This window comes from Nocardia goodfellowii (assembly GCF_017875645.1).
Taxonomy (GTDB): Bacteria; Actinomycetota; Actinomycetes; order Mycobacteriales; family Mycobacteriaceae; genus Nocardia; species Nocardia goodfellowii.
This window is the reverse complement of the sequence record NZ_JAGGMR010000001.1, coordinates 2,853,846-2,877,151: the sequence shown is the minus strand read 5'-3', so window position 1 is coordinate 2,877,151 and position 23,306 is coordinate 2,853,846. Positions and strand designations below refer to the sequence as shown.

Annotated in this window: 21 protein-coding genes, 1 tRNA gene and 1 pseudogene; 16 read left to right on the top strand and 7 right to left on the bottom strand. The window is 60.9% G+C overall.

Features of this window, described 5'->3' with window-relative positions; translation table 11 throughout:
- Positions 1–50: 50 nt before the first annotated feature.
- From BJ987_RS12835 to BJ987_RS12825, 3 genes are read right to left on the bottom strand one after another with little or no spacing between them, the layout of a single operon-like run.
- Positions 51–911, bottom strand: a complete 861-nt coding sequence (locus BJ987_RS12835; protein WP_209888673.1) for an AfsR/SARP family transcriptional regulator — start codon at positions 909–911, stop codon at positions 51–53.
- A complete protein-coding gene (locus BJ987_RS12830; RefSeq protein ID WP_281070367.1) occupies positions 908–3,187 on the bottom strand; it encodes a peptidase domain-containing ABC transporter in 2,280 nt (759 codons plus the stop codon). Before BJ987_RS12830 ends, BJ987_RS12835 begins: the two co-directional genes overlap by 4 nt.
- Positions 3,184–4,401, bottom strand: coding sequence for a condensation domain-containing protein (locus tag BJ987_RS12825; RefSeq protein WP_209888667.1), 1,218 nt, complete (start codon positions 4,399–4,401; stop codon positions 3,184–3,186). Before BJ987_RS12825 ends, BJ987_RS12830 begins: the two co-directional genes overlap by 4 nt.
- 690 nt (positions 4,402–5,091) lie before the next feature.
- Between BJ987_RS12825 and BJ987_RS37720 the strand changes: the two genes are divergently transcribed.
- From BJ987_RS37720 to BJ987_RS12815, 3 genes are all read left to right on the top strand, one after another.
- Positions 5,092–5,220, top strand: coding sequence for a hypothetical protein (locus BJ987_RS37720; protein ID WP_281070366.1), 129 nt, complete (start codon positions 5,092–5,094; stop codon positions 5,218–5,220).
- Positions 5,221–5,858: 638 nt separating this feature from the next.
- On the top strand, positions 5,859–7,358 hold the full coding sequence (locus BJ987_RS12820; RefSeq protein ID WP_245365931.1) for an ATP-binding protein: 1,500 nt from the start codon (positions 5,859–5,861) through the stop codon (positions 7,356–7,358).
- A gap of 1,360 nt (positions 7,359–8,718) precedes the next feature.
- Positions 8,719–9,402 carry a hypothetical protein gene (locus tag BJ987_RS12815; protein WP_209888662.1) on the top strand — a complete coding sequence of 228 codons (684 nt, stop codon included), beginning with the start codon at positions 8,719–8,721 and terminating at the stop codon, positions 9,400–9,402.
- Between the two features lie 334 nt (positions 9,403–9,736).
- Here the strand turns inward: BJ987_RS12815 and BJ987_RS12810 are convergent, their stop codons facing one another.
- Positions 9,737–10,024, bottom strand: a complete 288-nt coding sequence (locus BJ987_RS12810) for a type VII secretion target (RefSeq protein ID WP_209888659.1) — start codon at positions 10,022–10,024, stop codon at positions 9,737–9,739.
- A 286-nt stretch (positions 10,025–10,310) separates the two neighbouring features.
- Between BJ987_RS12810 and BJ987_RS12805 the strand changes: the two genes are divergently transcribed.
- The 6 genes from BJ987_RS12805 (at position 10,311) to BJ987_RS38355 (ending at position 13,799) form a co-directional block, all read left to right on the top strand.
- The gene (locus tag BJ987_RS12805) at positions 10,311–11,099 is read left to right on the top strand and encodes a YbaB/EbfC family nucleoid-associated protein (RefSeq protein ID WP_209888656.1); all 789 of its coding nucleotides are present in this window, start codon (positions 10,311–10,313) and stop codon (positions 11,097–11,099) included.
- Between the two features lie 247 nt (positions 11,100–11,346).
- Entirely contained in the window at positions 11,347–11,733 is a 387-nt protein-coding gene (locus BJ987_RS12800; RefSeq protein WP_209888653.1) for a hypothetical protein, read from the top strand.
- Entirely contained in the window at positions 11,672–11,968 is a 297-nt protein-coding gene (locus BJ987_RS12795; RefSeq protein WP_209888650.1) for a transposase, read from the top strand. Before BJ987_RS12800 ends, BJ987_RS12795 begins: the two co-directional genes overlap by 62 nt.
- Before the next feature lie 759 nt (positions 11,969–12,727).
- On the top strand, positions 12,728–13,099 hold the full coding sequence (locus tag BJ987_RS12790) for a hypothetical protein (RefSeq protein ID WP_209888647.1): 372 nt from the start codon (positions 12,728–12,730) through the stop codon (positions 13,097–13,099).
- 40 nt (positions 13,100–13,139) lie between these two features.
- Positions 13,140–13,448 (top strand): hypothetical protein, encoded by a 309-nt coding sequence (locus BJ987_RS12785; RefSeq protein WP_209888644.1) that lies wholly within the window; start codon positions 13,140–13,142, stop codon positions 13,446–13,448.
- Between the two features lie 225 nt (positions 13,449–13,673).
- Positions 13,674–13,799, top strand: coding sequence for a helix-turn-helix domain-containing protein (locus tag BJ987_RS38355; protein ID WP_504739757.1), 126 nt, complete (start codon positions 13,674–13,676; stop codon positions 13,797–13,799).
- Here the strand turns inward: BJ987_RS38355 and BJ987_RS12780 are convergent.
- Positions 13,762–14,946, bottom strand: coding sequence for a transposase (locus BJ987_RS12780; RefSeq protein WP_209888641.1), 1,185 nt, complete (start codon positions 14,944–14,946; stop codon positions 13,762–13,764). The genes BJ987_RS38355 and BJ987_RS12780 overlap by 38 nt on opposite strands.
- Positions 14,947–15,514: 568 nt before the next feature.
- Here BJ987_RS12780 and BJ987_RS37230 point away from each other — a divergent pair.
- From BJ987_RS37230 to BJ987_RS12760, 6 genes and pseudogenes are all read left to right on the top strand, one after another.
- Positions 15,515–15,790: a hypothetical protein gene (locus BJ987_RS37230; RefSeq protein WP_245367873.1), complete on the top strand. Its 276-nt coding sequence runs from the start codon at positions 15,515–15,517 to the stop codon at positions 15,788–15,790.
- Positions 15,679–15,936, top strand: a pseudogene (locus BJ987_RS37995) (hypothetical protein); the annotation flags it as partial. The gene BJ987_RS37230 and the pseudogene BJ987_RS37995, both read left to right, overlap by 112 nt.
- Positions 15,937–15,997: 61 nt before the next feature.
- Entirely contained in the window at positions 15,998–16,192 is a 195-nt protein-coding gene (locus BJ987_RS37220; RefSeq protein WP_245367872.1) for a hypothetical protein, read from the top strand.
- A gap of 691 nt (positions 16,193–16,883) precedes the next feature.
- The gene (locus BJ987_RS12770; RefSeq protein WP_209888639.1) at positions 16,884–17,087 is read left to right on the top strand and encodes a hypothetical protein; all 204 of its coding nucleotides are present in this window, start codon (positions 16,884–16,886) and stop codon (positions 17,085–17,087) included.
- 107 nt (positions 17,088–17,194) lie between these two features.
- On the top strand, positions 17,195–19,048 hold the full coding sequence (locus BJ987_RS12765) for a S9 family peptidase (RefSeq protein WP_209888636.1): 1,854 nt from the start codon (positions 17,195–17,197) through the stop codon (positions 19,046–19,048).
- 271 nt (positions 19,049–19,319) lie between these two features.
- Entirely contained in the window at positions 19,320–19,976 is a 657-nt protein-coding gene (locus BJ987_RS12760; protein WP_209888633.1) for a recombinase family protein, read from the top strand.
- Positions 19,977–20,152: 176 nt separating this feature from the next.
- Here the strand turns inward: BJ987_RS12760 and BJ987_RS12755 are convergent.
- Positions 20,153–20,225: transfer RNA gene (locus BJ987_RS12755), tRNA-Ala, on the bottom strand.
- Between the two features lie 123 nt (positions 20,226–20,348).
- Here BJ987_RS12755 and BJ987_RS12750 point away from each other — a divergent pair.
- The gene (locus tag BJ987_RS12750) at positions 20,349–21,905 is read left to right on the top strand and encodes a DUF222 domain-containing protein (RefSeq protein ID WP_209888630.1); all 1,557 of its coding nucleotides are present in this window, start codon (positions 20,349–20,351) and stop codon (positions 21,903–21,905) included.
- A 552-nt stretch (positions 21,906–22,457) separates the two neighbouring features.
- On the opposite strand, the gene BJ987_RS12745 is transcribed toward BJ987_RS12750, so the two are convergent.
- Positions 22,458–23,165 carry a DsbA family protein gene (locus BJ987_RS12745; protein WP_209898283.1) on the bottom strand — a complete coding sequence of 236 codons (708 nt, stop codon included), beginning with the start codon at positions 23,163–23,165 and terminating at the stop codon, positions 22,458–22,460.
- Positions 23,166–23,306 lie beyond the last annotated feature (141 nt).

The following is a 23,306-nucleotide window of genomic DNA, read 5'->3' as shown; positions in this document are numbered from 1 at the left end:
CGAGTCCGGGGCCAATTGACGGGTGCGTGACATAGGGAGACCGCGTCTTATCAGGTATTGACGATCTGCGGCCAATGTACGCCTTCGGCGGAGGCTCCTATAACGAGTTGCCTCCACCAACGCTCCAGTACTGGTCGCGCTTCAAGGCCATACCGTTCGCGCAACATAATTTCTGTTTCTCGCAAGAGCTGGCTTGCCTCCCCGAGCTGCTGATTATCGGCCAAGGCACGAACAAGCTGGTAGCGAAGGCGCTCTGCTGTGGGATACGCCGCAATGGCAGCGCGCAGCTCAGGAATGACTTTGTCTGAATGTCCGGAGTCGAGCTCGAGATCTGCCCAACGGTCCAGCACACCGACGCGGCGCTCATTGAGTTGCCGAATCTCGATGCGTTGCAAGCCAGCCGCCGTGACGTCAGACAGCGGATTATTTTTCCAGCTTGACAACGCCCGATATAGCAGATTTGCAGCGTCCCCTGTTCGCCCTTCTGTGCGGGCAGCCTCAGCCGCGGATACCATATGGTCAAACCTGTGTATATCGAGCGTACCGTCCTGGACACGGATCGAGTAGCCGTGCGGTTCTGTTACGACGGGCATTGGCACTGCTCTGGAACTGTGGGCCGGGCTACTCAGCGACCGAAGGCGCGAAATAGAATTCTGCAGTATCGCCTTCACCGTTTTGGGTGGATCGTCTCCCCAAATTCGTTCAATCAATGTGTCGCTGCTCACCACCGCGTTTGCGTTCAACAACAGCGCTGCTAGAACGTTCAGGGTATTCCCTTTGGGGACGTCGACCCGCCTGCCGAACCGTCGCACTTCCAAGGCACCCAGAACCCGATAGGAGTAGGGCGAGACCGGCTCGCCACGATGAGTACCCATAGGCATGTTCGAAGTCCGGCATTGTTCATAGGTCACGAGTTCGTCCTAACCCTCTCATCTAGGGGCGAAGAGCTAGCGGGGACGTTCTTGAATTCCCCGATACCTTTCGTCATCGTCAGGATCCCGGATGCTCCGACTGCCAACGCTGCCCTGTGGCCGAGCACAATGGTCGTGACTCCTAGAGTCTGAATGTTGCGGAGAATCTTGCTCTCCGTATCTGGATCAACCGCGCTCGTTGATTCATCCAAGATCAGTAGGGACGGTGCCTTTACCAGCGCTCTCGCCAAAACTATGCGCTGGCGCTGCCCACCGGACACACCCGCGCCGCCGGCCCCCAGCACAGTCTCATACTTCATTGGCAGAGCGCAGATAAAATCATCGATTTCTGCCAGGCGTGCTGCTTCCCGTATTTCGTCAAGGGAAGCTTCAGGGCAGGCGAATCTAATATTGTCGATAATGCTTCCTGACATCAATGTGCTGCTTTGGTCGATGTAACCGATGCGTTTGCGATATTGGACCGGATCGAGGTCAGTCAGATCTACGCCGTCAATTAATATCCGGCCCGATCTCGGTATCAACAAACCACCTAGCAACATTCCCAACGTAGACTTCCCGGAGCCGGATGCACCGAGAACCGCCAGCAACCCACCTGATGGAACTTCGGCTGTTGCCGCGCACACAGATGCCGTCGTTGCACCGGCATAGGTATATGAAACATTTTCCAGACGAACGATCGGCGGTCGGCTTGCCTGCGCTACGTCGAAGATTCCACGTCGCTCAGTTGAACTTGTCAGGATATCGTTCATTCGGCGCAGATCTGGAGTGAGCTCAGCGAACGTCGTCGATACCTGCGAGAGGTTCGACATCGAGAAGAACAGCCCAGAGCTCAGCACCCCCAATGAGACCGCAGCGGACAAACCCGCACTTCCGTTCGCAGTAAGCGACACAGCGACGAGAAGCACCAATAGCGGCGCGGCGAACTGAAGCGTCACCACAAGCGACGAGATCGTTGCGGCATGGCGCCGCTGCCGTGTGCCGGCTGTCAGTTCGTTGGCGAACAAGTTCAGCCAGCGAACCTGCACGATGTTTTCAGCGCCCAACGCTTTTACGGTCGTCATATTGGCCAGGATCTCGCTGAGCTCACCGGACGATTTTGTTCGCGCCTCCAGAACATCAGATGATAACTGCCGCTGCCTGCGCCACGACAATGCCGTAATCAGCAGAAATCCGACAATGCAACCAACCACCACGAGCGACAGCCAGAGCTCCCAATAACCAATCACGACAACATACCCAACAACTAATATCGTGTCGAATAATGCGCTAACGGTAGTTGCCGATATAACCAATTTCAGTCGCGCCACCGACCTCACCCTTTGGACCAAATCACCTGGATGACGCGCGGCAAAAAAGTCTATCGGTAGCCTGTTGAGGTGGGCCATGAGTAGGTGTCCGGCACGCTCTTCCAGAAGGCTTTGGATCGAGACGATAAGCCGTGATCGGACGAAATTGAGCAGCCCGAATGAAATAATGCCGCAGAGCAGTGCCGCAGCTAGTAGTAGATGCTCCGACGCAGTGGATCGCGCGGCGTCAGCGCCTTTGGTGACTATATTTCCGAGCAGAAGTGGGAATATCAGACCGTAGAGAAGGAGCATGCCTGAGGTGGTCAGTATGCCCATCCACTTCACCGATCGAGGCAAAAATGACTTCGCAATTTCGATTGCCTCGTTCTGGTTCGCATTTTCAGAATCATGGCAGTCGATAGCAACCTCGCCGGAGAATTCCAAAGCCACGCCAGTAAAATCGATATCCGCTTCATCCCAACTGACATTTCTCCGCCCGACAGCCGGATCAACGATCACAATATGTGACCGGGTGGCCTTTTCCAAAACAACAAAGTGGCTCAACCGCCAAAACAGTATTGATCCGGATGTTAGGTGCGCCAGCCCCGGCAAATTCGTTCGCACTCCGCGACCGTTCAACCCATGGCGCCGACCGAGTTCGAGCAGAGCAGACGCGGAAACCCCGTTCCGGCTGCTACTCAATTCTTCCCGGAGTTTCTCGGAAGATACATGAATACCCCTACTGGCAAGGACCATGCGCAAGCATGCAGGACCACAATCCGCCGCAGTCACCTGTGGGTAATACGGCACAACAGCGGAATCTCCGAACCAGGAGCCACGGCCATTGGGGTCACGGCCAGCGAGGAACGCTACTGTACCGAATATTCCCGATCGACCGTATCGATCGATCGAATTCTTCCGAAAGCGGTCAGAAATCGAGCGTCGATCAACGCTCTCCGTAAATGTCATTGCCCGATCAACTCGCCGACGATGTTTTGCGATTCTTCAGCCGAGAATTTCGCATAATTGGTCTGCACGGTGATGGCGAAAGCATCACCAATATCGCGAATCTTCACTAATATCGGCCTAGCCATGGTATTCGATGGACTGAACCTTGTTGTGGACACAACATCGAATTTTTCGCTCTTTGGGCCCGTTCCGACAGCGCCGATATAATTGAATACTGGAAATGGGCGTTGAGGGACGGCCGATCGCTGCTCTATGCTCCGTAGCTCGCTGCTATCGAACTGCTGATATGCGGACGCTCGGATGAGTTGACCAGCGATTCTGTCATGCCACGAATTTCCGCCAAGGTCCATAACAATAGGACGGATGGTGGAGAACATTCCGACTTGGTTTGCTAGCTCGGCCGATCGAAAGGTGCAGACGGCATCAACCAGAGTTGCACGAGGTCGATACCTCTGCCATACGGTAGCCAAGCGGTCCAGGAACAATGCCGCCGGCCCCCAGGACCCGGCCGCTACTGTTTGCTTCAGATTTATATACGCCGCACCTTCAATGGCAACAATGTGCGTTCGTAGACGCGCAGCAGGAATATCAGAATTGTCGTTGAATGCATCGGCGGGTAGATCAAATTCACGTTGCCAATACAGTTTTGCTGCTGCCCCAACTCTGGATGTCAATCGCGCTCCCGCGACGACAGATTCGTATCGATCTTCAGGCACTACCGGAACGTCGCCATTGGCAGCGTCGAGGACAGTCGATCGAAGCGAATTGATAACCAGGATGATTGATTCCCGGTCGACAGCCATCTGTTGGAGGGAAATCACGAGTCGATATTTCTGTTCCGAAACCTTAACCACTACAAACCGATACATTCCACGACGATCCCAGTCCCACTCAACAGTATCTCGATAGAGAATGCTATTAATGTATCGAGATTGCTTGTCGGCGCTTACTCCACATACGTCATGGAATTCGATATCTAGCACATGGAGATCGAATGGAACAATCTCCTGAAAGTAGCCGAGTTGCGCCGAGCCTGAGAACTTGAGCCGGAGTGCGGAAAAGCCCCGCACGACGGATTCTATCCCCATCACGATATGCTCTGGCCGTACCTGATCTGGATAATTCATTATGAAACCGAGGGGACTAGGGGAATGCCCCGAAGTTTCCTGCCATAAGAGCAAGTCAGCTTGCCCAGCAAGAACGGGAAATTTCATAGAGATCCTCGGGTTAATAACTATACGACGATCGGAGCGCCATGGGATCCGGAGCACTCGGCGCCGGAACCCCATGGCGGATATCCGTCTAAACTTGGAGCGGGCAAGCCACAACCGGCTCTTCCCCGCCGACGATGTCGTCGAGGTCAAGATCATCAATGATCTCGAAATTGACCTTCTTGAACTTGATTTCCATTCTGTTCACCTCCTTACAATAATCGTTCGAATAGGCCTTTATCCTCGGCTACTCAACAAGCTAAACGACGACCCGGCAGACGTGGCCGTAGGAGTTCCGTCCGAAATAGACACGGGTCGTCAAATAACCCCCTCCTATTGACCCCGTAGTAGACGAGGGGTGCTTACGAGCAGCACCTCAAACCTGACTCTAGACATGCGTCAAAGTGTTCGCCATCCCAAGGCAACTCTGTCGTTCGATAACCCGAGGATGATGGCGCTAAATTGCTGTCCGGACCGGACTGATCTCGATCCCGTACACATAGCCGACGAGACCTCGTATCGGCCTCCTACGCAAACCTCAGGGGGGTGGGCGCGGTGCCGTGGCGGTTCAGCAGTTGCCACCGGGCTCCGCGGGCTGGATTTGGTGGCCAAGGTCGGACCTTGCCGGCGCCGAGCGTAGGCGCGCCGCACTATTGCTGACGGCGTTCGAGTCCCCGGGGTGGGGTAATCCGGATGACGGGCTTGCTCAACGGCGAGTTACAACACAGGGCACTAGGGTTGGCTCTGGTCAAAGCCCGAAACGATCAGGTGTTGCAGATCGCAGTGGTGAAGGTGCTGGACAAGATGGCCGCCCCCCACTGAAGTTTCTGCGCACCAATTTTTTCCGTGTGAACACAGGAGGTCAACAGCGCGCCGGGGAGGCTGGCAAGCCGCATAAGGTTGTCGGCAGCTGGAGTACTCTGCAGCGGTCGGTTCATGGGTTGCCGGAGCCGCCGACCGGCGCCGTCGCGGCGCTGGTCGTGCAGATTTCGGATTCCCCGCGGGGATCGCCACTCACTGCGTCCCGATGGTTCCGAACGAGGGCCAGTGTTCGGCGTCTCTCGTAGTGACCGGCTCTGGTGGAGGTGACACAGTCAGCTTCTAGCCCGAGTCCTGTTGCGGGAGTGGGCAAGTCATTGTCTGCCAGTATCGCGTATCTCACTGCCGATGTGCTCGGTTCGCTCCGCTGCCAGCACGGGTTCGAGGACAGTTTCGGCCGGCCGGTTGCGAACCCGCCCGACTCGACCACGCCGATGTACCTGTTCATTGGCGTGCTCCAGCAGTCGCTAGGCCGACTTCTTGGTGTCCACCGCGTCCTGGTCACGACCTCGAACGCTCATCCACGAAATCGGTTGTGCTGTACGGGAACCAAACAGATGACCGCTGCGTCGAATCTGTAGAGGACGGTAGAGATCGTCCCCAGAATTGCATGTAATTTAGCTCGATCGCTCGGGGGATGGATGATCACGAAGGTTGCCTACCAACACACACCGCTCAACTCTGAGCATGCACCACGCGGGGAATTCCAAAGACGCTTCGTCGTACTGTATGTAGCCGCTGGTAGTCCGCCTCTTAGAGCCCTCTCCGCGCTGGCCCATAAGCGCACACAACCAGCGCAGGGTGTGCAACCTGCGGCATCGGCTCAGCGGATCAGCGACTGGAAGAGCGGCCGGAACGTGCCTTCGCGATATGAGGTGCTGCTTCCGGTGTTGCTGGTTCTGATCGAACGCGCTCGGCGTCGATCAGAAACGAGCGACACTACATCTCTGAGCCTCAAAGCTTGGAAGGACCTTTGGACACAGGCTCAACCGCCTAAGGCGAGTCGCCTCCCAGCAACTGCCAGCTGCCCATTCCGTGGCACTGCCCCGTACTCCCGCAAAGACGCGCCGTTCTTCGCCGGAAGATCACGTGCCATAGGAGATTTGGTTGCACTGGTTCACAAGTCCTCTACCGCTGTTGGTGTGGAACGACTCATCGGGTTGGTCGGAGCTACAGGTAGCGGCAAGACTTCCCTGCTAGAAGCGGGTTTGGCACCGGCCCTCGAATCATCGCGCGGGCGCGAATGGACGGTGCTATCAGTCTGTTTGGGCCTCGATCCGGTGCAGTCCGTGAGCGATACTGTCAGTCCGTGGTCAGCGTTGAGCCGCGCGAACACGCCCGCATCAGATACTGACTCATCAGCCGGCGATCGGCGACTGTTGATTATCGACGGATTCGAAGTGTTCTTTTCTCCCCTGCTCACGGACGAAACACGCGAGACCATGCTCCGACTACTGGTGAACTTGACTGAAGTTGCGGTCGTATTGATCTCCGTCAGTTCTGATTGCAGGACGGCATGCGCGAGTTATCCGATTCTTGCTGACGCGCTTGCCCACCGCAGCTATGCCCTCGAGCCTATGGATTCCGACGAGCTACGGAGCGTCATCAGCGAACCACCGCGCCAGGTGGGGGTGAAGGTCGAGTCCGGGCTCGAGGAGGTGCTTCTGACGCTAATACTCGGTAGTCGGGTTCGTCGACTCAGCGGCCGCCATCAAAACAGCGACGTCGCCCTGATCTCGATGACGATGGATGCGATGTGGCCGCAGCGAGAAGGCTTGCGATTGACGATCGCGGGCTTCCGTCGCATCGGTGGAATCGAAGGTGTGTTGCACCAAGCGGCGGATGCCTGCTGGAGCGATCTTTCGTCCGCCCAGCAGCACTGCGCCAAACGGCTGATTTTAAACCTGGTGTCGATCCGAGCGGATTCGGACGATGCGCGTCGGCGCTTCCCCTGTGGTCAGCTCGGGCAGATCCTGGGCAGCACGGCGGCCGCCACTGTCACACTAAAGATCCTACTTCGCGCGAGGCTGATCACCATGGCCGACGACGAGGTGTATTTGAGTCACGACCTTATGCTGACGTGGCCACGCCTGACAACATGGCTTGAGGACGAGCGGACCGCTCTGCAACCTGCCAGTTGACAGCTGTCCTTCGGTGGTGCCGGGTGCGCGATTGCGCAGGCTGTCAATGAGGCGTAGTGCACAGGAACACCAGCTGACACCCGGCACTGGCCAAGTCAAGCAAGATGAACCTCGACGAAAGCGCGCCACAATACCCATGCCGTCGAAACGGCGTCGATATCGTGGTGTTCAGTGAAGTCGGCGCTCCGCGGAGATCTTCCTCACTGGCTGCCAACCGCGGCAGTTGGCAGCCAGCCATATGCGCCGGGGGCTCGGCGTCGGATGGGGCGGCATCTCGCCACACGCGCGGCGCCGTTCTCGCGCACCACTGAACGGCTCATACGTGGACTCGGATTGCGCCTGTCGCTCTGCGGCGGCAGCCGGCGCGGCACTTTGATTGGCCGACGGGTGGTGGAATTAGCTGGTGGTCCTACAAGCGTTTGCTTCTTGCGGGGGGCCTGGCGGGCGGCCTGGTCGATCCAACCCCCCGAAGATGGAGGTGAATCTTGCGCTGTGGTCGCGGTCGAGCTTGGTGTGGTGGCGTTAGACCGTTCTCGGGCAGCATCGACTGTTCAGTGCTGGCAGGCAGTTTCGTGGATATTAGTGTCCGCACGGTTGATCAAGTGGCCGATTTCAACGCGGGAGGTGTTCAGTGGTGGCACGGATGGCTCCGATGCATTCGTCCCCGCAGATAGGTATCGGCCATCGTGGCGGTAGTCGACGATGTAGAGCTGGGCTTCGCCTTCGCCAGCCGTCTGTAATGGCCGGCGCAGACGCGCAATTCAGCGTAGGTGCGGAACGGGCGTTTGAGGAAGCGGACTGGTGCTGGAAGGGCGAGAGGCGATGGGAGTCAACCCGCTGCGGCACCAGAGCTTCCGGGTGGGCTTTGGCTGCTGGGGCCGGTTCCTGGACCCCGCGCCGGGAAGCACGACCAGCCGCCGTGACACGACAGCAGCTGCGGGGACTTAAGGCGATTTCAATATTTGCCGTCCGCCCGAAAGTTGGTCCCGATAGTTGCGCAGCGACTGCACCGTCGTCGGATTCGATTGCGGCGCAAGCTCGGACCGTCCGGTCGCGGCTGTCGTGGTTGTAGCCGAACAACTCGAGTCGACTTCGGTGTATTACTTCATCGGCTTACTGGCTTGAAGCGTCCAGACTAAAAAGTACTAGTGATCTGAAAGATCAGCTGGCTTCTGGTGTCGGTCCGAAATCTACGCACAGCCACCCACAATGGCCGTCATCTTCAAGATCGGATTTCTACTTATCCTTCGGCTGTTCGGCTGTCGGGCTCGAATGTGAGGAGTCAAGAGCCTTGTCGACATCAACAACTAGTTTGTCGACAGCGCCGATCACTTGCGCGATCGCTTCACCCGGCGCCTTGATGATCTTCGCGATATCATCGTCCAGGGATGCAACGGCACTAACGAGCTTGGCAAGATCTCCCAAAAGCGTTGACGTCGCAGCGGGCGAAGGGGTCGAGCTCGGAGTCTTGGACGGCGAAGGCGTCGGACTCGGAGTCTTGGACGGCGAAGGCGTCGGACTCGGAGTCTTGGACGGCGAAGGCGTCGGACTCGGAGTCTTGGACGGCGAAGGCGTCGGACTCGGAGTCTTGGACGGCGAAGGCGTGGCAGGTGTCGTCGTAGGAGTTGTTGTTGTCGCTGGAGTTGTTGTTGTCGCTGGAGTTGTTGTCGTCGCTGGAGTTGTTGTCGTCGCTGGAGTTGTTGTCGTCGCTGGAGTTGTTGTCGTCGGCGCCGCACTTGTGGATGCGGGACTGGTAGGTGCAGCAGTCGCGGGTTTTGTCGCTGCGGGCGTGCTTGTGGTCGGCGGACCCGAGCTGGCGGCGGCGGGAGACGCGCTTGGGCTATTCACCGGTGCGCCAACAGGCTCGAGTTGGTCGACCAACGCCTTCAGCGCCGTTTGCGCCGCCTGGATCTTTGCGGCGGAAATCGTCTGCGCTGCGAGCAACTCGGTCAAGGCTGCTGCTACCGCAGCCTGGTGCGTTCGTAACCCATTGGAGTCGGTGGACTCTTTCGCTGATACCACCCACTGCTCCGACACTGCGTAGCCAGCCTCGGTGGCGTCGGTAACCTTGTTCAGCAACGACCGTCGATGGTTCGTAAGCGTGTTACCGGCGTCGGTGAATGCCTGTGCGAGCCCGACGGTTTCGCTGGCGATTCGCTTACCGAGGTCACGGTCGCCGGCGATCCGGTCGTAGGCGGCGTAATAGGCATTGCCTCGCCAATGGCTGCCTGCATCTCTGATCTGGGTGACCATCCGCTCGAGCAGCGACACGAACTCGCCGCTGCGCGCCGAAACGACATCACCGACCTCACCGAGTTTCCACGGTTGCCAGGCGCGGATCTGGGTCAATGTTGGTGTGTCGGATGTGGTCTGCACTGTCAACTGCCCATCGCCTTCAACTTGCGGCCGAATTCGTCGTCGGTGACCTCGAAATCCCCTGCCGTGCCCTTCGCTACCACCGAGATGCGAGTACACCGACTAGCCATCCGCGACCAAGCCTCCTCCACCTGCGCCACAGCCGTGTCGGTGAGGGCACCCAGTGGCGAGCCCGGCAACACCGTCCGGACAGCGGACGCAGAGGTTTTGACCTCCAGTGCGCCGATAGCCGCGGCGACACTGTCCATCCAACGAGCCAAGGCCCGCAACTCAGCAGGATCGACCTTCATCTTGCTCCCCCATTTCGCCTAGCCTCCAGCCACCCCATGCCGCTCGATGATCACTCTACCCACATGAGGCTAGGATCCTCATGTGGGCGAATGGGCAAGTGCAGCAGTAGATTAGGCCATCCCTCACTTAGTCGCAAGGACGTTACTGCCGCCGGGGTGCAGATCACAGTCTGCCGCAAATCCCCTATGGTGGGGAGCCCCCGACCCTTGTAGCTTGTGCGGAGAGAACCTCTTGCGCGGACTGGCCGATCAGCTGGGCAGGAGCAAGAAGGGGAAAGTGGGGAAAGTGGGGAAAGTCGAGCAACAAACAGCGAAAGCTGAAGCGCTGCAGGAGGCTCTGGCTATCGCGCGGGGCACTGCATCTTCACCCAACGATATGGTCACAGTCGAGGTTGGCGCGGATGGCACGTTGCATTCGATTCAACTGAGCGAACAGGGCTCCAGGCTGTCCGCAACCCAAGCCGCCGAGATAATCTTTGAGATCCACAAGATCGGTCTCGCACGCGCGATTGCTGTACTCAACGATGCTGTTGCCCAAATTGACGACGGCGACGACCCTCACGACGAAGAGGCGGATACGGAAGCATCAGCTCCCGTCGCCGATGTGACTCCCGTATCCACGGCCGAATCCGAACCAGTATCTGACGACGCGAATTGGCCTACCATTCGTCCCTATCGGCTCCTAGACGAGGACGAACAAGATTTGTCGGCGGAGCACCAGTCTGCCGAGTTCTCCTATGGCTCGATGGAACATCTCATCCGCCCATATCAACTGCCAGAAGATGATTCTGCTTACGTTCGCATCCTGCCGAATCCCCCTCCCCGCAGAAGATTCCCCGGCGTTACCACGACCGAAGCGGAACGCGTCTCCACGTCCCGTCAGGGCGGCGATTCCTACCAGCGGGCCGACCTTGGACGTGAGGCCGATATTCTCGACAGCCCAGCAATGGGCGCCCCGGAGGATCCGATTTCACCGGCGGCCGCCGATCCACCGACATCGCAGATCCGGGAAGACGAGGAGCTCTTTTCGGTGTACGACTCTCCTTGGGACGATTGGGATTACGGTTCGCGGTGATCCTGTCGTCTCCGATCGAGGAGTGATGGACGAGGACTCGCTGTCCGTCTCCACGGACTTTGACTCTCATGACCTGCGATTTCTTCCTCAGCCTTAAGTTGCGTATCGGGCAAGCCATCGAAACAACAGTGACCGTATGTCGCACCAGCCGCAACAGCGCGAGTCCGCCAACTCTCCCGTAGCGGACGCCGTAAGAACGACCGAATCGACGCCGCCGCCACCAGCGTTGCATGGAGATGCCCGCCCTGTGCTCGAAGAAACGCATGCCGAATCTCTCGCGCTGCTCGTTGAACGCCGAAAGGACCTGTCCAGCATCAGAACTCGATCGGTCAACCAGCTGCATGCATTGTTGAGGGAGTTGCTGCCCGGCGGCGTGCCCACCGACTTGACCGCTCCGAAGGCTACGACTGCCCTGCGCGCTCTACGCCCGGTCACCGCCACCGATCGGGTACGCAAATCCCTGGCCATGGATGAACTGCTCAACATGCACGGCACTACGCTGCGCGACATCCCCGGGATCGGGCCGGTGATGCCGCCCGCATCATCGGTCGAACCGGCCCGCACGTCGTTTCTTGACGGCGGCGGCCTACGCCAACTACACCGGCACTGCGACGGCCGACATCGCCAGCGGTGACTCGACTCGGCATCGCCTGTCTCGCCACGGCGATCGAGAACTGAACTCCGCCCTACACACCATCGCGATGATTCAGATTCGCATGCGCGGCAGTGCCGAACGCAGCTACTACGACAAGAAGATCGCACAGGGCAAATCATCGAGAGCGGCCGTCGAGCGGGCCCGCGCTGGGCTTCCCGTACGGGTGCCCCTGTCGAGTAGGGGAACTGCGGCGGCAGATGTCACCAGGGCCTAGCCGTTCCTCGGACGGAGGTCTTGGAGCCGCCGCGCAGCTCCGCGGTGAAGGGCGACACCACAAAGGCGTCGGTCTCGACGGGTGGCGCGCTTAGGCATCGGCTGATCGACAACCGACCGCCGCTATGAGCCAGGTCCTGCCGGCGGGCTGCAGGAAGGGGTACCTTTGCCGGCGTAGCGGGGCCAGTCCGATCCGGATCCGCTTCGGGGTGGTGTCTTCGAGCGGGTCTGCGCGCGAAAGGGGCTGTCGCCCATCGCGTGGTGCAGGCCAATTGGCGGAGCCTGCATCGCGCTGCCGCTCATGCCGCGGTCGGCGCCGAGGGCCAGCCGCCCATCGTGTCCCAGCACAGGTCACAGGCCGCCATCGGCAGCTCCTGCCGGATCGCGGCAGCCTTGCTGCACTCCATGCACGGGCCCCGGGTACCCGCTCTGGCGGAGTTGGCTTGCAGCCCAAACGATTACGGCCACTGCTTTCGGCTCATGTGATTTAGGTCACCAATAAGAGATGGAACCTGTTGGGTCGCAGGGGCGTCGAATCTTAGTAACAGGGGACCACTAGGGCGATTGAGGCGAAATGAAACGATCACGCCGGAGTTCACTCCACGACCGTCCACATACGGGGGTGAACCACCGATAGGCGGGGCGATGCCTGCAGGCTAGCCGAGCAGACGGAGACAAAATCCTCGGCAGTGCCGGGAATCTCCTGCCGTTCAGGGCAATCGATGACGAGCAGGCCGTGCGGCGAGACGAATAGTCTGCGGTGCTGACATTTTGGCTGTCGCCTGCTGCGGTTGCGATCGGATACCCCGCGCTGGCTATCAACCTGCTTACTGAAACGCTGCGGATGGCGGTGACGGAAACTACCGCGCCCTCAAAAACTCCCTCAGCTCCGCTGGAGGGATCGAAAAATCACAAAACAGTTAGGAACATCGTGAAGTTGAAGAAGCTCTTCGCTGTCGTCGTTGCCGGTTCGGCACTTACATTCGGTTCCATTACTGGCGTGGCGGCGATCAGCCCAGCCGTTGCGAATGCCACTGCGGATGACGGCTGTGCGGTAATGGGCATCACTGAGGATGGGAAGTTCCTGGTGGAGAGGTGCAACGGAGAGCTGGTTTATACGCAGGTAGACTGAGGGTGCAATCCTCCATCGAATGCGTTGGGAGTTACCATCAATGACCAATCGCGTCAGAATCACCGCTGAAGCGACCGCGCTGAACCCGGTTGAAAGGCTTGGCTATCCAGGCCGGACCATACGGAGTTATATCGAAGAATTCGGTGACTCTTGGGAAGGCACGCTGACTGACCCGTTCGGCATTTCTCATCAGGTGTCGCTTGAGCCTCTCAAGGCGTACAACCCTGAATTGTATTTGAAGATCCAGTTCAGAGTTTCCCGAGATAATGAGGATCTCGATCCCGACTATAGCGATGCAGTCGTACTCAAAGAGTATGATCTCCCTGCGGGTGTCGAACTTCCTCAGTAGGGGGCGAGGCTTTGCGTGGAGCAGACTGACTCCACGCGAAGCCTGCACCCATGCAGGTTGCGCAATCTGGACTGGTTATGGCGGCGCCGTGCAAAAACTGGCCATCCGGTGGCCCGGAAGCCGGAAGTTTTTGTGCGAGCGTTGAGCCCGGAGGAGGGACGCCGGTTGCAGAAGACCACCAAGACGAGCAGACAACCTCTCAGGACGCGACGCGCGATCGTGGTGATGCCCTCTGCCCAGCCGCAACCGGTCCCCGCGATCGCGCAACTGATGCAAGTATCGGAAAACTATGTGCGGCAAGTAATTCACGAGTTCAACGACCGGAGGTTCGAGGCACTGAACCCAAAATGAACACTGTTGCCGAATCCTGGTGAGCCGTCAGACGGCTGGCCTGAGCGCACCGACATGTGATGTTCGCGTTGGAGCGAAAGGTGTTGCCCCCCCACCAGGTATCGAGGTGGTTGAGGTCGAGGTCTGCAGCGGTCAATAGGTGCTGGAGGCAGGTTTCGGGCAACCCGCGGTAACGGGAACGGCGCAGGCCGCAGGCTCGAATGCCTTGGCCGATTGTGCCTTCCACGCCTGCGCGATGCTGGTAGCGCTGTTGCCACGGTTCGGTCTGTTGTTCGGTGCGAGCGAGTTGAAGCGCCTGGTGCTGGGCTTGGTGGCGCAGGGTAAGCCGTCGACCTGAACCCGAACGGGTGCATTGTTCCCGGGCGGGACAGGATTGGCATGCTGAGCTGGGGAATCGAACTCTGATGACGGGGATCCCGTCTTGGGATTGGCCGGCTTGCCAGGCGCTGGAGGCGGTGCCTTGCGGGCAGGTCACCCGTTCGTTGTCCCAGTCGATGGTGAAGTCGGACAGGGTGTAGCCGCCGTTGGGGGCGGCTTGGCAGCCGGTGGCCGACTTCGCCGGGCCAAGCAGCTCGATCTCGTGTTCGCGTCGTGCGGCGATGAGCAATCCGGCATCGATGTAGCCGGCGTCGACCAGGTGCACCTCGGGCAGCAGGTCCCGCTCGGCCAGGTTGGTGTGGATCGCCGCGGTCATCGCCATATCGGGGACCGGTGCCGGCGTGGTGGCGACCTGGGTGATCAGGTGTGGTGCGTCGGGCTCGCAGGTTTCGGTGAGGTGGACCTTGTAGCCGTTCCAGGACGCGTCCCGTTCGGTGCCGGTCCGGGCCTGGTTGCCATAGGGTGAGCAGTAGCGGATCGCCGCTGGTGGCAGGTCTTTCTTGTCTCTCCAGGACACCGTTCCATCGGAGACCTTGTATCGCTGAACCCAAATTTCTTGCAGCAGCTCGACCGCCGGAAGCTGCCGTAGCCAGGCAGGTGCGTCTGCGGAGGTGACCGCGGATAGCACGGCCATTCCGTCCGAGCCGATCTGGTTCGCGTGGGCGGCACGCGCCGCCCAGCGGCTCGGGAACCGAGCGTCTTCAGATCGGGCACTGTATCTGTCGAACCATTCCGGATCGGTGATGCCGGTCAGCCACTCCGGTGCCACGGCAGCAAGTGCATTGAGCCCGGCTCGCAGGTTTCGGTGACAAACTGCAGTCGGTTGAGATCGCGCACTGCGGCCAGCTCGTGAATCGAATCAGTTCGCTGCCGCCCGCCCGGCTTCAGCAACCCGACCCGGCGCGCTGCCTCCAGGACCGCGTCGAGCACACGTTGCTCCAACCCGCCCGCGACCAGCCGCGAACGGAACTCGCTGAGCACCGAGTAACGGACCGCGCAACCCGAAACGTCTCCGCCGGAGCCACATCCAACCCGCGTGGACGCAACTACACCACAGCCTCCATCGACACCATGACCCAGACACCGGTGTCGATCATGCCGAACGATCTCCGCCCCAGCCGAATCGCCATCAGTGTCCAAAATGGAGCGGGGGCAGGCCGAAGAAGGTCGATCGGGCGAGGCGTGAACGCATCGCCTGCACCGCCCGGTGCTGCCCCCGCGATCTGGGCTGGCCGTTCTCGACGTGGAGCCTGTCGAAACTACGAGAAGCGCTGGCCACCAACGAGATAACCGATATCAGCCGTGAGACGCTGCGTAAGATCCTCAAAGCCGAGGGTGTGTCGTGGCAGGCCACCGAAACCTGGAAGGCCGGCGCCGATCCCGAGTTCACCGCCAAGATGAACCGCATCCTCCACCTCTCCGATTACCGGCCCGCGGACGGGCGGGTGATCTGCGTGGACAAGTTCGGGCCGTTGAACCTGCAACCCCGCGCCGGGCGCGGCTGGTTCCCGCGGCGCAGACCGAAACGGTTGCCGACGACCTACCACCGCACCCAAGGTGTACGGCACCTGCTCGGCGCATTGGATCTGGCCACCGGGAAATCCACTACCTGATCCGGGATCGCAAGCGCTGGCAGGAGTTCCTGGCACTTCTGAAGTCGCTGCGAGCGCGTTGGCCCGGCGAGAAGCTCTACGTCATCGCCGACAACTTCTCCCCGCACAAGCGCGCCGAGGTCCGGGAGTGGGCCGCGGCCCACCAGGTGGAACTGGTGTTCCTGCCGACCTATTCGTCGTGGTTGAACTGGATCGAGTTCGTCGTGGTTGAACTGGATCGAGTCCGAATTCGCGGCGTTACGTTACTTCGCACTCAATGGCACCGACCACCGCAGCCACGGCGAACAGGACGCCGCGATCGGCGCCTACATCCGCTGGCACAACCAGCACGCCCAACCCAAACGCGAGTTCGCAGTCAACTCCAAGATCCGGTTACCCGATTACCTACCGAAGGTTGCTTGACGAGGCACTAGCCCGGTCACCGCGCAGGAACGACAAGGGGCAGGAGGCCCAGAAGCATGGCGAACAGGCCACCTACACGATCCAACCACGACGCTCGGGATCGCGAAATAAGCGCTATCCCCGTAGATTTCGCCGCTGAAGCACCTGCCACGAAGAGACGGGCTGCCTGGGAAACAGTCAACCTTTCTGTCGGTACCCGTTCCGATCGGAGCCTTCCGATTGACTGTGACTCAGGTCACCGATTCTACTGGAACCTGTTGCGCCGCAAGCCCGTCAAAGGTTAGTGAAGGCAACATCCTCACGCTGGCGAGGATCAGGTAAGGCACAAATCACAGGGGGAGCAAGTGGGGGCGACTGTTAAGCAATGGATTTGGCTGCTCGTGGCCGCAGGCGTCCTTGTCACGAGCATTGCGTTCGGGATTGACCAACTGTCCATGGACTCACCTGCTATTGGGACGGATACGCCCATCTGCATGTACCACAGTCCACACGTCATCAACTCTGAGTTCCAAACCGAAACGGTGTGTGCACAGCCAGGTTACGTCCCAGATCCCCTGACCAGGTAGACGGCAGTGCTCTGAATCGCCCTCTTCGATCGGCGCCCGCCAAGCACGGGCCGGGAAGCCACCCGAGACGCGCTCCAGCCTCGCTGGAGTGGTTCGAATAACCCACAACAGATAAGGGAAGATCCATGAAGTTCAAGAAGATCATCGCCGCCGCCGCTACCGGTGCCGCCCTGGCCTTCGGCTCCATCGGTGGCGGCCTGGCCTTCGGCCCCGCCGTCGCCATGGCCAACGAGGGATTCGACGGACATTGGGAAAACTGCACCGGCGAACACGATGGCAACGAGTGCGTGACCGAAAACGGCATCGTCAACCATCTCAACCTGCCCTAAAATTTTCGACGACCCACCGGTGTCTGATCCCTGGCTGCGCTGTCAGCATCAGTGCTGCCGGGGCTCGGCCTCTCCATTGAAGCTTCCGAGAAGGAGCGAACCCGCGGATGCGGAAAGCTGACGGTATGCCCGTATTGATCCCGCGATCCGTTCTGTTCGGCAGCCGTGGGCGGCCCACCCCCCGCCTGTCTCCTGACGGCTACCGCATCGGTTTCATCGATGGGGTCGACGGCGTCGCAAATGTGTGGATCGGACCGGTCGACAATGTGGCAGCTGCAGCGCCGGTCACCTATGACCGCGGTCCGGGGATCCGGTCGTTCCTGTTTTGCCATGACCGCTCGACCCTGGTCTACGTCCAGGACTTCGACGGTGACGAGAACTGGCGCCTGTACGCACTCGACCTTTCCAGCGGCGAGGTCCGGCTCCTCACCCCCGGTGCTGGCGTTCGCGCGACCATCCTGGCGCACAACCACTTTCACTCCAACACAATGCTGATCGGGCTCCCTTCCGACGACCCAAGACGCATCGACCCCTACCGTCTCGACCTCACCACCGGCACCCTGGAACACCTGGAGTCCAACCCGGGGTACAGCAACTGGCTCATCGACTCCGATCTGCGCATCCGAGGCGGGGCCAGCATCACCGCGGACGGTGGCCGCGAAATCAAGTTGCGGGATCTCGCAACTGGACGCGACGAGCCATGGATGACGATCGCTCCGGAAGACACGGCGACGACTGGACTGCCGACCTTCGACCGCGCCGGAAACATCCACATGTCATCAGGCATTGGTTCGCACACGAAGCGGCTGATCCATATCGACCAGCACACCGGTGACCACACAGTGCTCGCAAGTCACGACACCTACGATCTGATGACCGTCTACTCCGACCCATTCACCCTGCGGCCGCAATCTGCCGTTTTCCTAGGGGACCGGCGGATCTGGGTCCACCTCGACCCGGACTTCGGGACGAGGATCGACCACCTCCGCGCGCAACTCGATGGCGACATCAGCATTTCCCGTTCCCCTGGATCCGATCGCTGGCTCGTCGCCGAGTCCAGCGACCGAACGTCGACCCGCTATCACATCTACGACTGCGCCACCGACAAAATCGCACCACTTTACGACGAGCGTCCGGACCTGGCTGGATACCAGTTCGCCGCCATGGAACCGTTGGCGTTCACCGCCCGCGATGGACTCACAATCAACGGCTACATCACCTTCCCGGTCGAGCAACCGCGTGCGGATCTGCCTGCCGTGCTACTCGTCCACGGCGGCCCCTCAGTGCGCGACACATGGGGATACAAACCGACCGTGCAATGGCTAGCCAACCGCGGATATGCGGTGATCCAGGTCAACTTTCGCGGATCCACCGGATACGGAAAGGCATTCATCAACGCGGGCGACCGGGAATGGGGGCGCGCCATGCACCACGATCTCCTCGACGCTGTCGACCATGTGGTTGGCCAGGGATGGATCGATCCGAAACGCGTGGCAATCTACGGTGGATCCTTCGGCGGGTACGCCGCCCTCGTCGGCGCGGCATTTACCCCCGACGTCTTCTGCGCCGCGATCAGCATCTGCGGCCCTTCAAACCTGATCACCCTTATCAACACCCTGTCCGCACAGTACCGAGGACAAGTCGGCACCTGGCACCGCCAAGTCGGCAACCCCGACACTGAACACGACATGCTCTGGGAACGATCGCCACTATCTCGGGCCAGCGACATACGGATACCCCTGATGATCGTCCAAGGCCGAAACGACCCCCGAGTGAAGGTGACCGAGTCCGACCAGATCGCCGCAGCCCTCACCGAGGCCGAAATACCGCACGAATACCTGCTATTCGACGATGAAGGGCACGGCATCCGCAAAGCTTCCAACGCCGAGCGCCTCAACGCCGCCATCGAAGCATTCCTGGCCACTCATCTCGGTGGACGAGCTCAGGCCCCATCCAGCTAATTCACCTTCCGCTGAGGGCAGCTTCCTCACCGTCCAAGAAACCTTCTCGATTGGGATTGGAATTACCCTCGAATGGGACAGCACGGTAGGAAGGCGCGAACATGGCACGACCGGCGTCGAAGCGGTCCAGTAGCAAGAACCCCGTGACCATTCGCGGCGATGATGTCCGCGTTGGGATCTACGTGTGCCGGTCCACCGACGATGAACACCAGCCCTACTCGATCGAAGCTCAAGGCACCCGGCTGGGCTCCTACATCAACTCACAGCACGGGTGGCGGCTCACCGCCCGATTTCTGATGATGCGTCCGGCGCCAGCACGAAGCAGCCCAGATTGGAGAAGGTTGATGACCGCCGCTCGGAGCGGAGCCATCGACGTGCTTTGGTCTGTCGGGTGGACCGATTCTCGCGCAACCTCCGAGACATGGTCGTGCTGCTGGACGAGCGCGACTGGGTCGATTTCGTATTCCGTTCCGCGACAAAACCTTTCGACACAGCCTTCCCCATGGAAAGCATGCTGGTGCAGATGCTCGGAATGTTCGCGCAGTTCGAGCGTGACGCCATCGTCCACCGAGTCGTCATCGGCGCTCGCGGTATCGCGAAGCTTCTCAATGAACGTGGCCACCGGAACACCGCAGGCGGCACTTGGTCGGGGCAGCAGATCCTGAGGGCGTTGACCGAACATATCTCGGCTAACTCACCTGCCGCGACAACACAATCACCGGCTGTCACGCACGGATCATCGACATCGACACCTGGGAACGCGCCCAAACAATCCTCACCCCCCGGGGCGAGAGTCCAGCGCATCGCGCCGCGTCCGGCTCCGACTACCTTTTCATCAGCCAACTGGACGCCGAACCTCTCAGGATCCCCAACCGACTACCCTCGAAGCGATCGCGAATCAGATCAGCGACATCGCCCGAACAGGTAACCACAACCAAACATAGGCGTTGATTGGAGCGCTGGTTGCCCAAGTGATCGTCGGCGCATCCAACCGGCTGATCCCCGAATTCCACGTGCCACAGAACCACGCCGAGACGGAAACAGCCGACGAAAATACAAAAACCGCTCCCAGATCGGAAGCGGTTCGTATACCGAATACATCGGTGGAGCTAAGGGGACTCGAACCCCTGACCCCCACACTGCCAGTGTGGTGCGCTACCAGCTGCGCCATAGCCCCTGGGTGGACGCTCCCGGGCTTCCCCGTTCGCGCTTGAATGAAGTTACACGACGGGGTGTGTGGAAACCAAATCGCCTAGATATGGGCTGGCGGGAGGGGGTTGGTGGGCGTAGAATCGAACACATGTTCGAACTCAAGGGGCTTGTTGAGCTGGACTTCGGGGCTATGAGTGACGAAGAACTCATTGATGGGCTGCGGGAGGCGCATGGGACGGCTGCGGCGGCGCAGGCTGCGGAGGTGGGCGCGGTGCGGGAGTTGTATCGGCGGCATCGGGCCGGGAGTGTGGAGCCGGGGGTGGGTGGGGTGCGGGCCGGGGAGTTCGCGGCGACCGAGGTGGCGGTGGCGTTGCATGCGGATGAGGGGACGGCGGCGGCGTTGATCGATATCGGGTTGGCGCTGGAGGAGGCGTTGCCGCGGACGTGGAAGGCGTTCGCTCGCGGGCGGATCGATTTGGCGAAGGTGCGGGTGATTGTGGATAGCACGCGGGCGTTGAGCAAGGAGTTGGCGGAGGTGCTGGAGCCGCGGTTGATCGAGGCGGCGGGGCGGACGAATCCGGCGCGGTTGCGGCAGGCGGCCAGGCGGTGGGTGATGCGGCTGGATCCTGGTGGGGCGCAACGGCGTCGGGAGGAGCGGCAGGAGGAGCGGGACGTCCGGATTCGGGCTGTGCAGGACAGTATGGCGGTGTTCGACGGGCTGTTGCCGGCGCCGGGGGCGCAGACGGTGGCGATGCGGTTGCGGGAGATGAGCCTGCAGGTGTGCGCGCGGGATCCGCGGACTATGCCGCAGCGGCGGGCGGATGCGCTGGTGGCGCTGGCGGACGGGTCGGGGCGGTTGCGGTGCGGGTGTGGACGAGGTGATCGATGCCCGGTACGGCTCGAACCCGAGACGCCGCGCCGTCCGCTGATTCAGATCGGGATTCCGGCGGATTCACTGTTCGGGATGCGGGAGGCGCCGGCCTTTCTGGCGGGCTACGGGCCGATCGACGCCGCCTTGGCACGAATGCTGGCCGAGCACGCGCGGTTCGAGGTCATACCGGAGCGTTCCACCGAGCCGGACGTAGCCACCGCGAACCCGGTGTCGCCGCGACTGGTCCGCGAAATCCGCGCGGTCGACGGAATGTGCCGTTTCCCGGGTTGCGTGCTGCCGGCCGCGGAGTGCGAAGTGGATGCACAGCCGACCGGTGACAGCTCCGGACTGGTGGTGTTGTGCAGCCGACACCAACGCCTGAAGACGTTGTCGGACAACAAGAAACAGCCGTGGCGTATCTGGCATGCCGACGCCGACCGCCTGCAATGGACCACACCCAACGGCGACATCCACACCACTGTCCGTGAGGGAGCCCGATACCTGTTTCCGCACACCGATATCGACGCGCCTTCGCAGCTGCCCGCCCTCAGCCAGGGGGGCCGGCATCTCTCCCCACACACCGATAGCGACGTACCCTCACCCCGTCCCACAAGCGAGAGGGACCGATACCTGCCCACGCACAGCGACATCCACACGCCATCGCCGCTGCCCGAAAGCCACATGAATGCCCGTCGGCCCTCCCCTTTCCAGGCCGACACCCCAACCCCCGAGGATTTGGCCTACCCGGTGAGAAGTCTCCTGCACCGCCAACTCCGTCAGATCACCCCCGAAGACGAAATCCCCGACACGGCCATGACCAACATCGGCCCTTGAAATTTCTTGCCCCACAGCAGTTACCGCCACGTGGCGCGCCGTTCGAGCTGTTGCGGTGCGAGTGGCGCAGGTCACGGCGGCCAAGGAAGTTGAGGCGTCGCGGCGACCCCGGGAGGCGATCTCCGCCGTGACCTTCGGCAGATCTTGGGGACACCGATAGGGATAGGTGCCGAACAGGAAGTCGGCCGAGATCGCCGCGCCCTCGTGCCGGGCCGGCGGTAGTCCGTCCAAGGTGGCAAGGCCTTCGAGCGAGCAGTTGATCGTAGCGTATAGGCATCGGTGAGTTCGGTGGTGAGCACCAGCAGGCACAGGACCGTCTCCAGCGCGGCCCGATTGTCGCGTAGCACCTGAGTTCCGGTGGCAGACAACCCGATTCGACGCCTACACCGAGCCCGCCGACGAGCGGCGCGGCGCTACCGCCCACCCCCTCGACATGGCCACCGTCCTACAAACGACCACAGCGGCTCAGCATCACCCTGCACGAAGCCGTAGACCTATTGGCGGACAGCAGATTACGTCGCTCTCATACCGCCCTGCAGAACCCGCCCCACCCTACGGCGCGACTTCCACCACCCAGTTCTCATTGTTCATATCCTGACGCTTGGTCCCATCGAAAACCGATGGTGTCGAGACCTTCCCATCGTTCAGCCGCTTCAAAGCCTCGGTCGCGGTCTGCGCATTCGCCTTGGCCGCTTCGACTTTCGCGCCGGAGCTGATGCACTGCACCGCCTCGGCGGAGGCACCGACTTCCCGGGCGAGGTCGGCGAGTTGCTGGTTGGTGAGGTCGCTGTCGCCGCCTTCCTTGGGCTGGTCGGTGGTGAACAGGCGGTGCTGGAATTGGGAGTAGACGGGGCCGGAGCCGGCGGCGGCGACGCATTCGTCGGCGGCGATGGCGCGGGTGGAGTAGTCGCGGCTGGCGGACTGTTCGTCGAGGAAGTTGACGTAGTGGTAGCGGATGGCGAGTTTGCCTTCGTCGACCTTCTGGGCGAGCTCCTGGCCGTAGGCGCGTTCGACCATGGCGCAGGCGGGGCAGAGTGGGTCTTCGAAGATGTCGATGGTCTTGGCGGCGTCCGGGCGACCGAGTAGGACGGTGCCGTCGGGGGCGAGGACGGAGACCACGGCGGTGTTGTGCACCTGGCCGTAGCCGTCGTTGCGGACGGGCAGTTCGTTCCCGCGTCCGCTGCGGACGGCCACGATCACGATCACGACGACCACGACGAGGGCGAGCGCGCCCAGGGCGTAGGTGGTCACGCTGGACATCGGGCGCGGGGTGTAATTCGGACGCGAATCGCTCACCTCGGATACTTTGCCGCACCCGCCGCTGATCTTCGCCGCCGGGCCATGCCGACACGCGATCGGCAGGCCCGCGGGCGCCGGTATCCGGCGGCGGCGACAGCTGCG

What these genes read in the sequence shown, in the direction of transcription:
- BJ987_RS12830 (WP_281070367.1), bottom strand. Translation starts at nt 3,187, where the DNA reads ATGACATTTACGGAGAGCGTTGATCGACGCTCGATTTCTGACCGCTTT.
- BJ987_RS12825 (WP_209888667.1), bottom strand. Translation starts at nt 4,401, where the DNA reads ATGAAATTTCCCGTTCTTGCTGGGCAAGCTGACTTGCTCTTATGGCAG.
- BJ987_RS37720 (WP_281070366.1), top strand. Translation starts at nt 5,092, where the DNA reads ATGACGGGCTTGCTCAACGGCGAGTTACAACACAGGGCACTAGGGTTG.
- BJ987_RS12820 (WP_245365931.1), top strand. Translation starts at nt 5,859, where the DNA reads ATGATCACGAAGGTTGCCTACCAACACACACCGCTCAACTCTGAGCAT.
- BJ987_RS12815 (WP_209888662.1), top strand. Translation starts at nt 8,719, where the DNA reads ATGATCTTCGCGATATCATCGTCCAGGGATGCAACGGCACTAACGAGC.
- BJ987_RS12810 (WP_209888659.1), bottom strand. Translation starts at nt 10,024, where the DNA reads ATGAAGGTCGATCCTGCTGAGTTGCGGGCCTTGGCTCGTTGGATGGAC.
- BJ987_RS12785 (WP_209888644.1), top strand. Translation starts at nt 13,140, where the DNA reads ATGACCAATCGCGTCAGAATCACCGCTGAAGCGACCGCGCTGAACCCG.
- BJ987_RS38355 (WP_504739757.1), top strand. Translation starts at nt 13,674, where the DNA reads ATGCCCTCTGCCCAGCCGCAACCGGTCCCCGCGATCGCGCAACTGATG.
- BJ987_RS12770 (WP_209888639.1), top strand. Translation starts at nt 16,884, where the DNA reads ATGAAGTTCAAGAAGATCATCGCCGCCGCCGCTACCGGTGCCGCCCTG.
- BJ987_RS12765 (WP_209888636.1), top strand. Translation starts at nt 17,195, where the DNA reads ATGCGGAAAGCTGACGGTATGCCCGTATTGATCCCGCGATCCGTTCTG.
- BJ987_RS12750 (WP_209888630.1), top strand. Translation starts at nt 20,349, where the DNA reads ATGTTCGAACTCAAGGGGCTTGTTGAGCTGGACTTCGGGGCTATGAGT.
- BJ987_RS12745 (WP_209898283.1), bottom strand. Translation starts at nt 23,165, where the DNA reads ATGTCCAGCGTGACCACCTACGCCCTGGGCGCGCTCGCCCTCGTCGTG.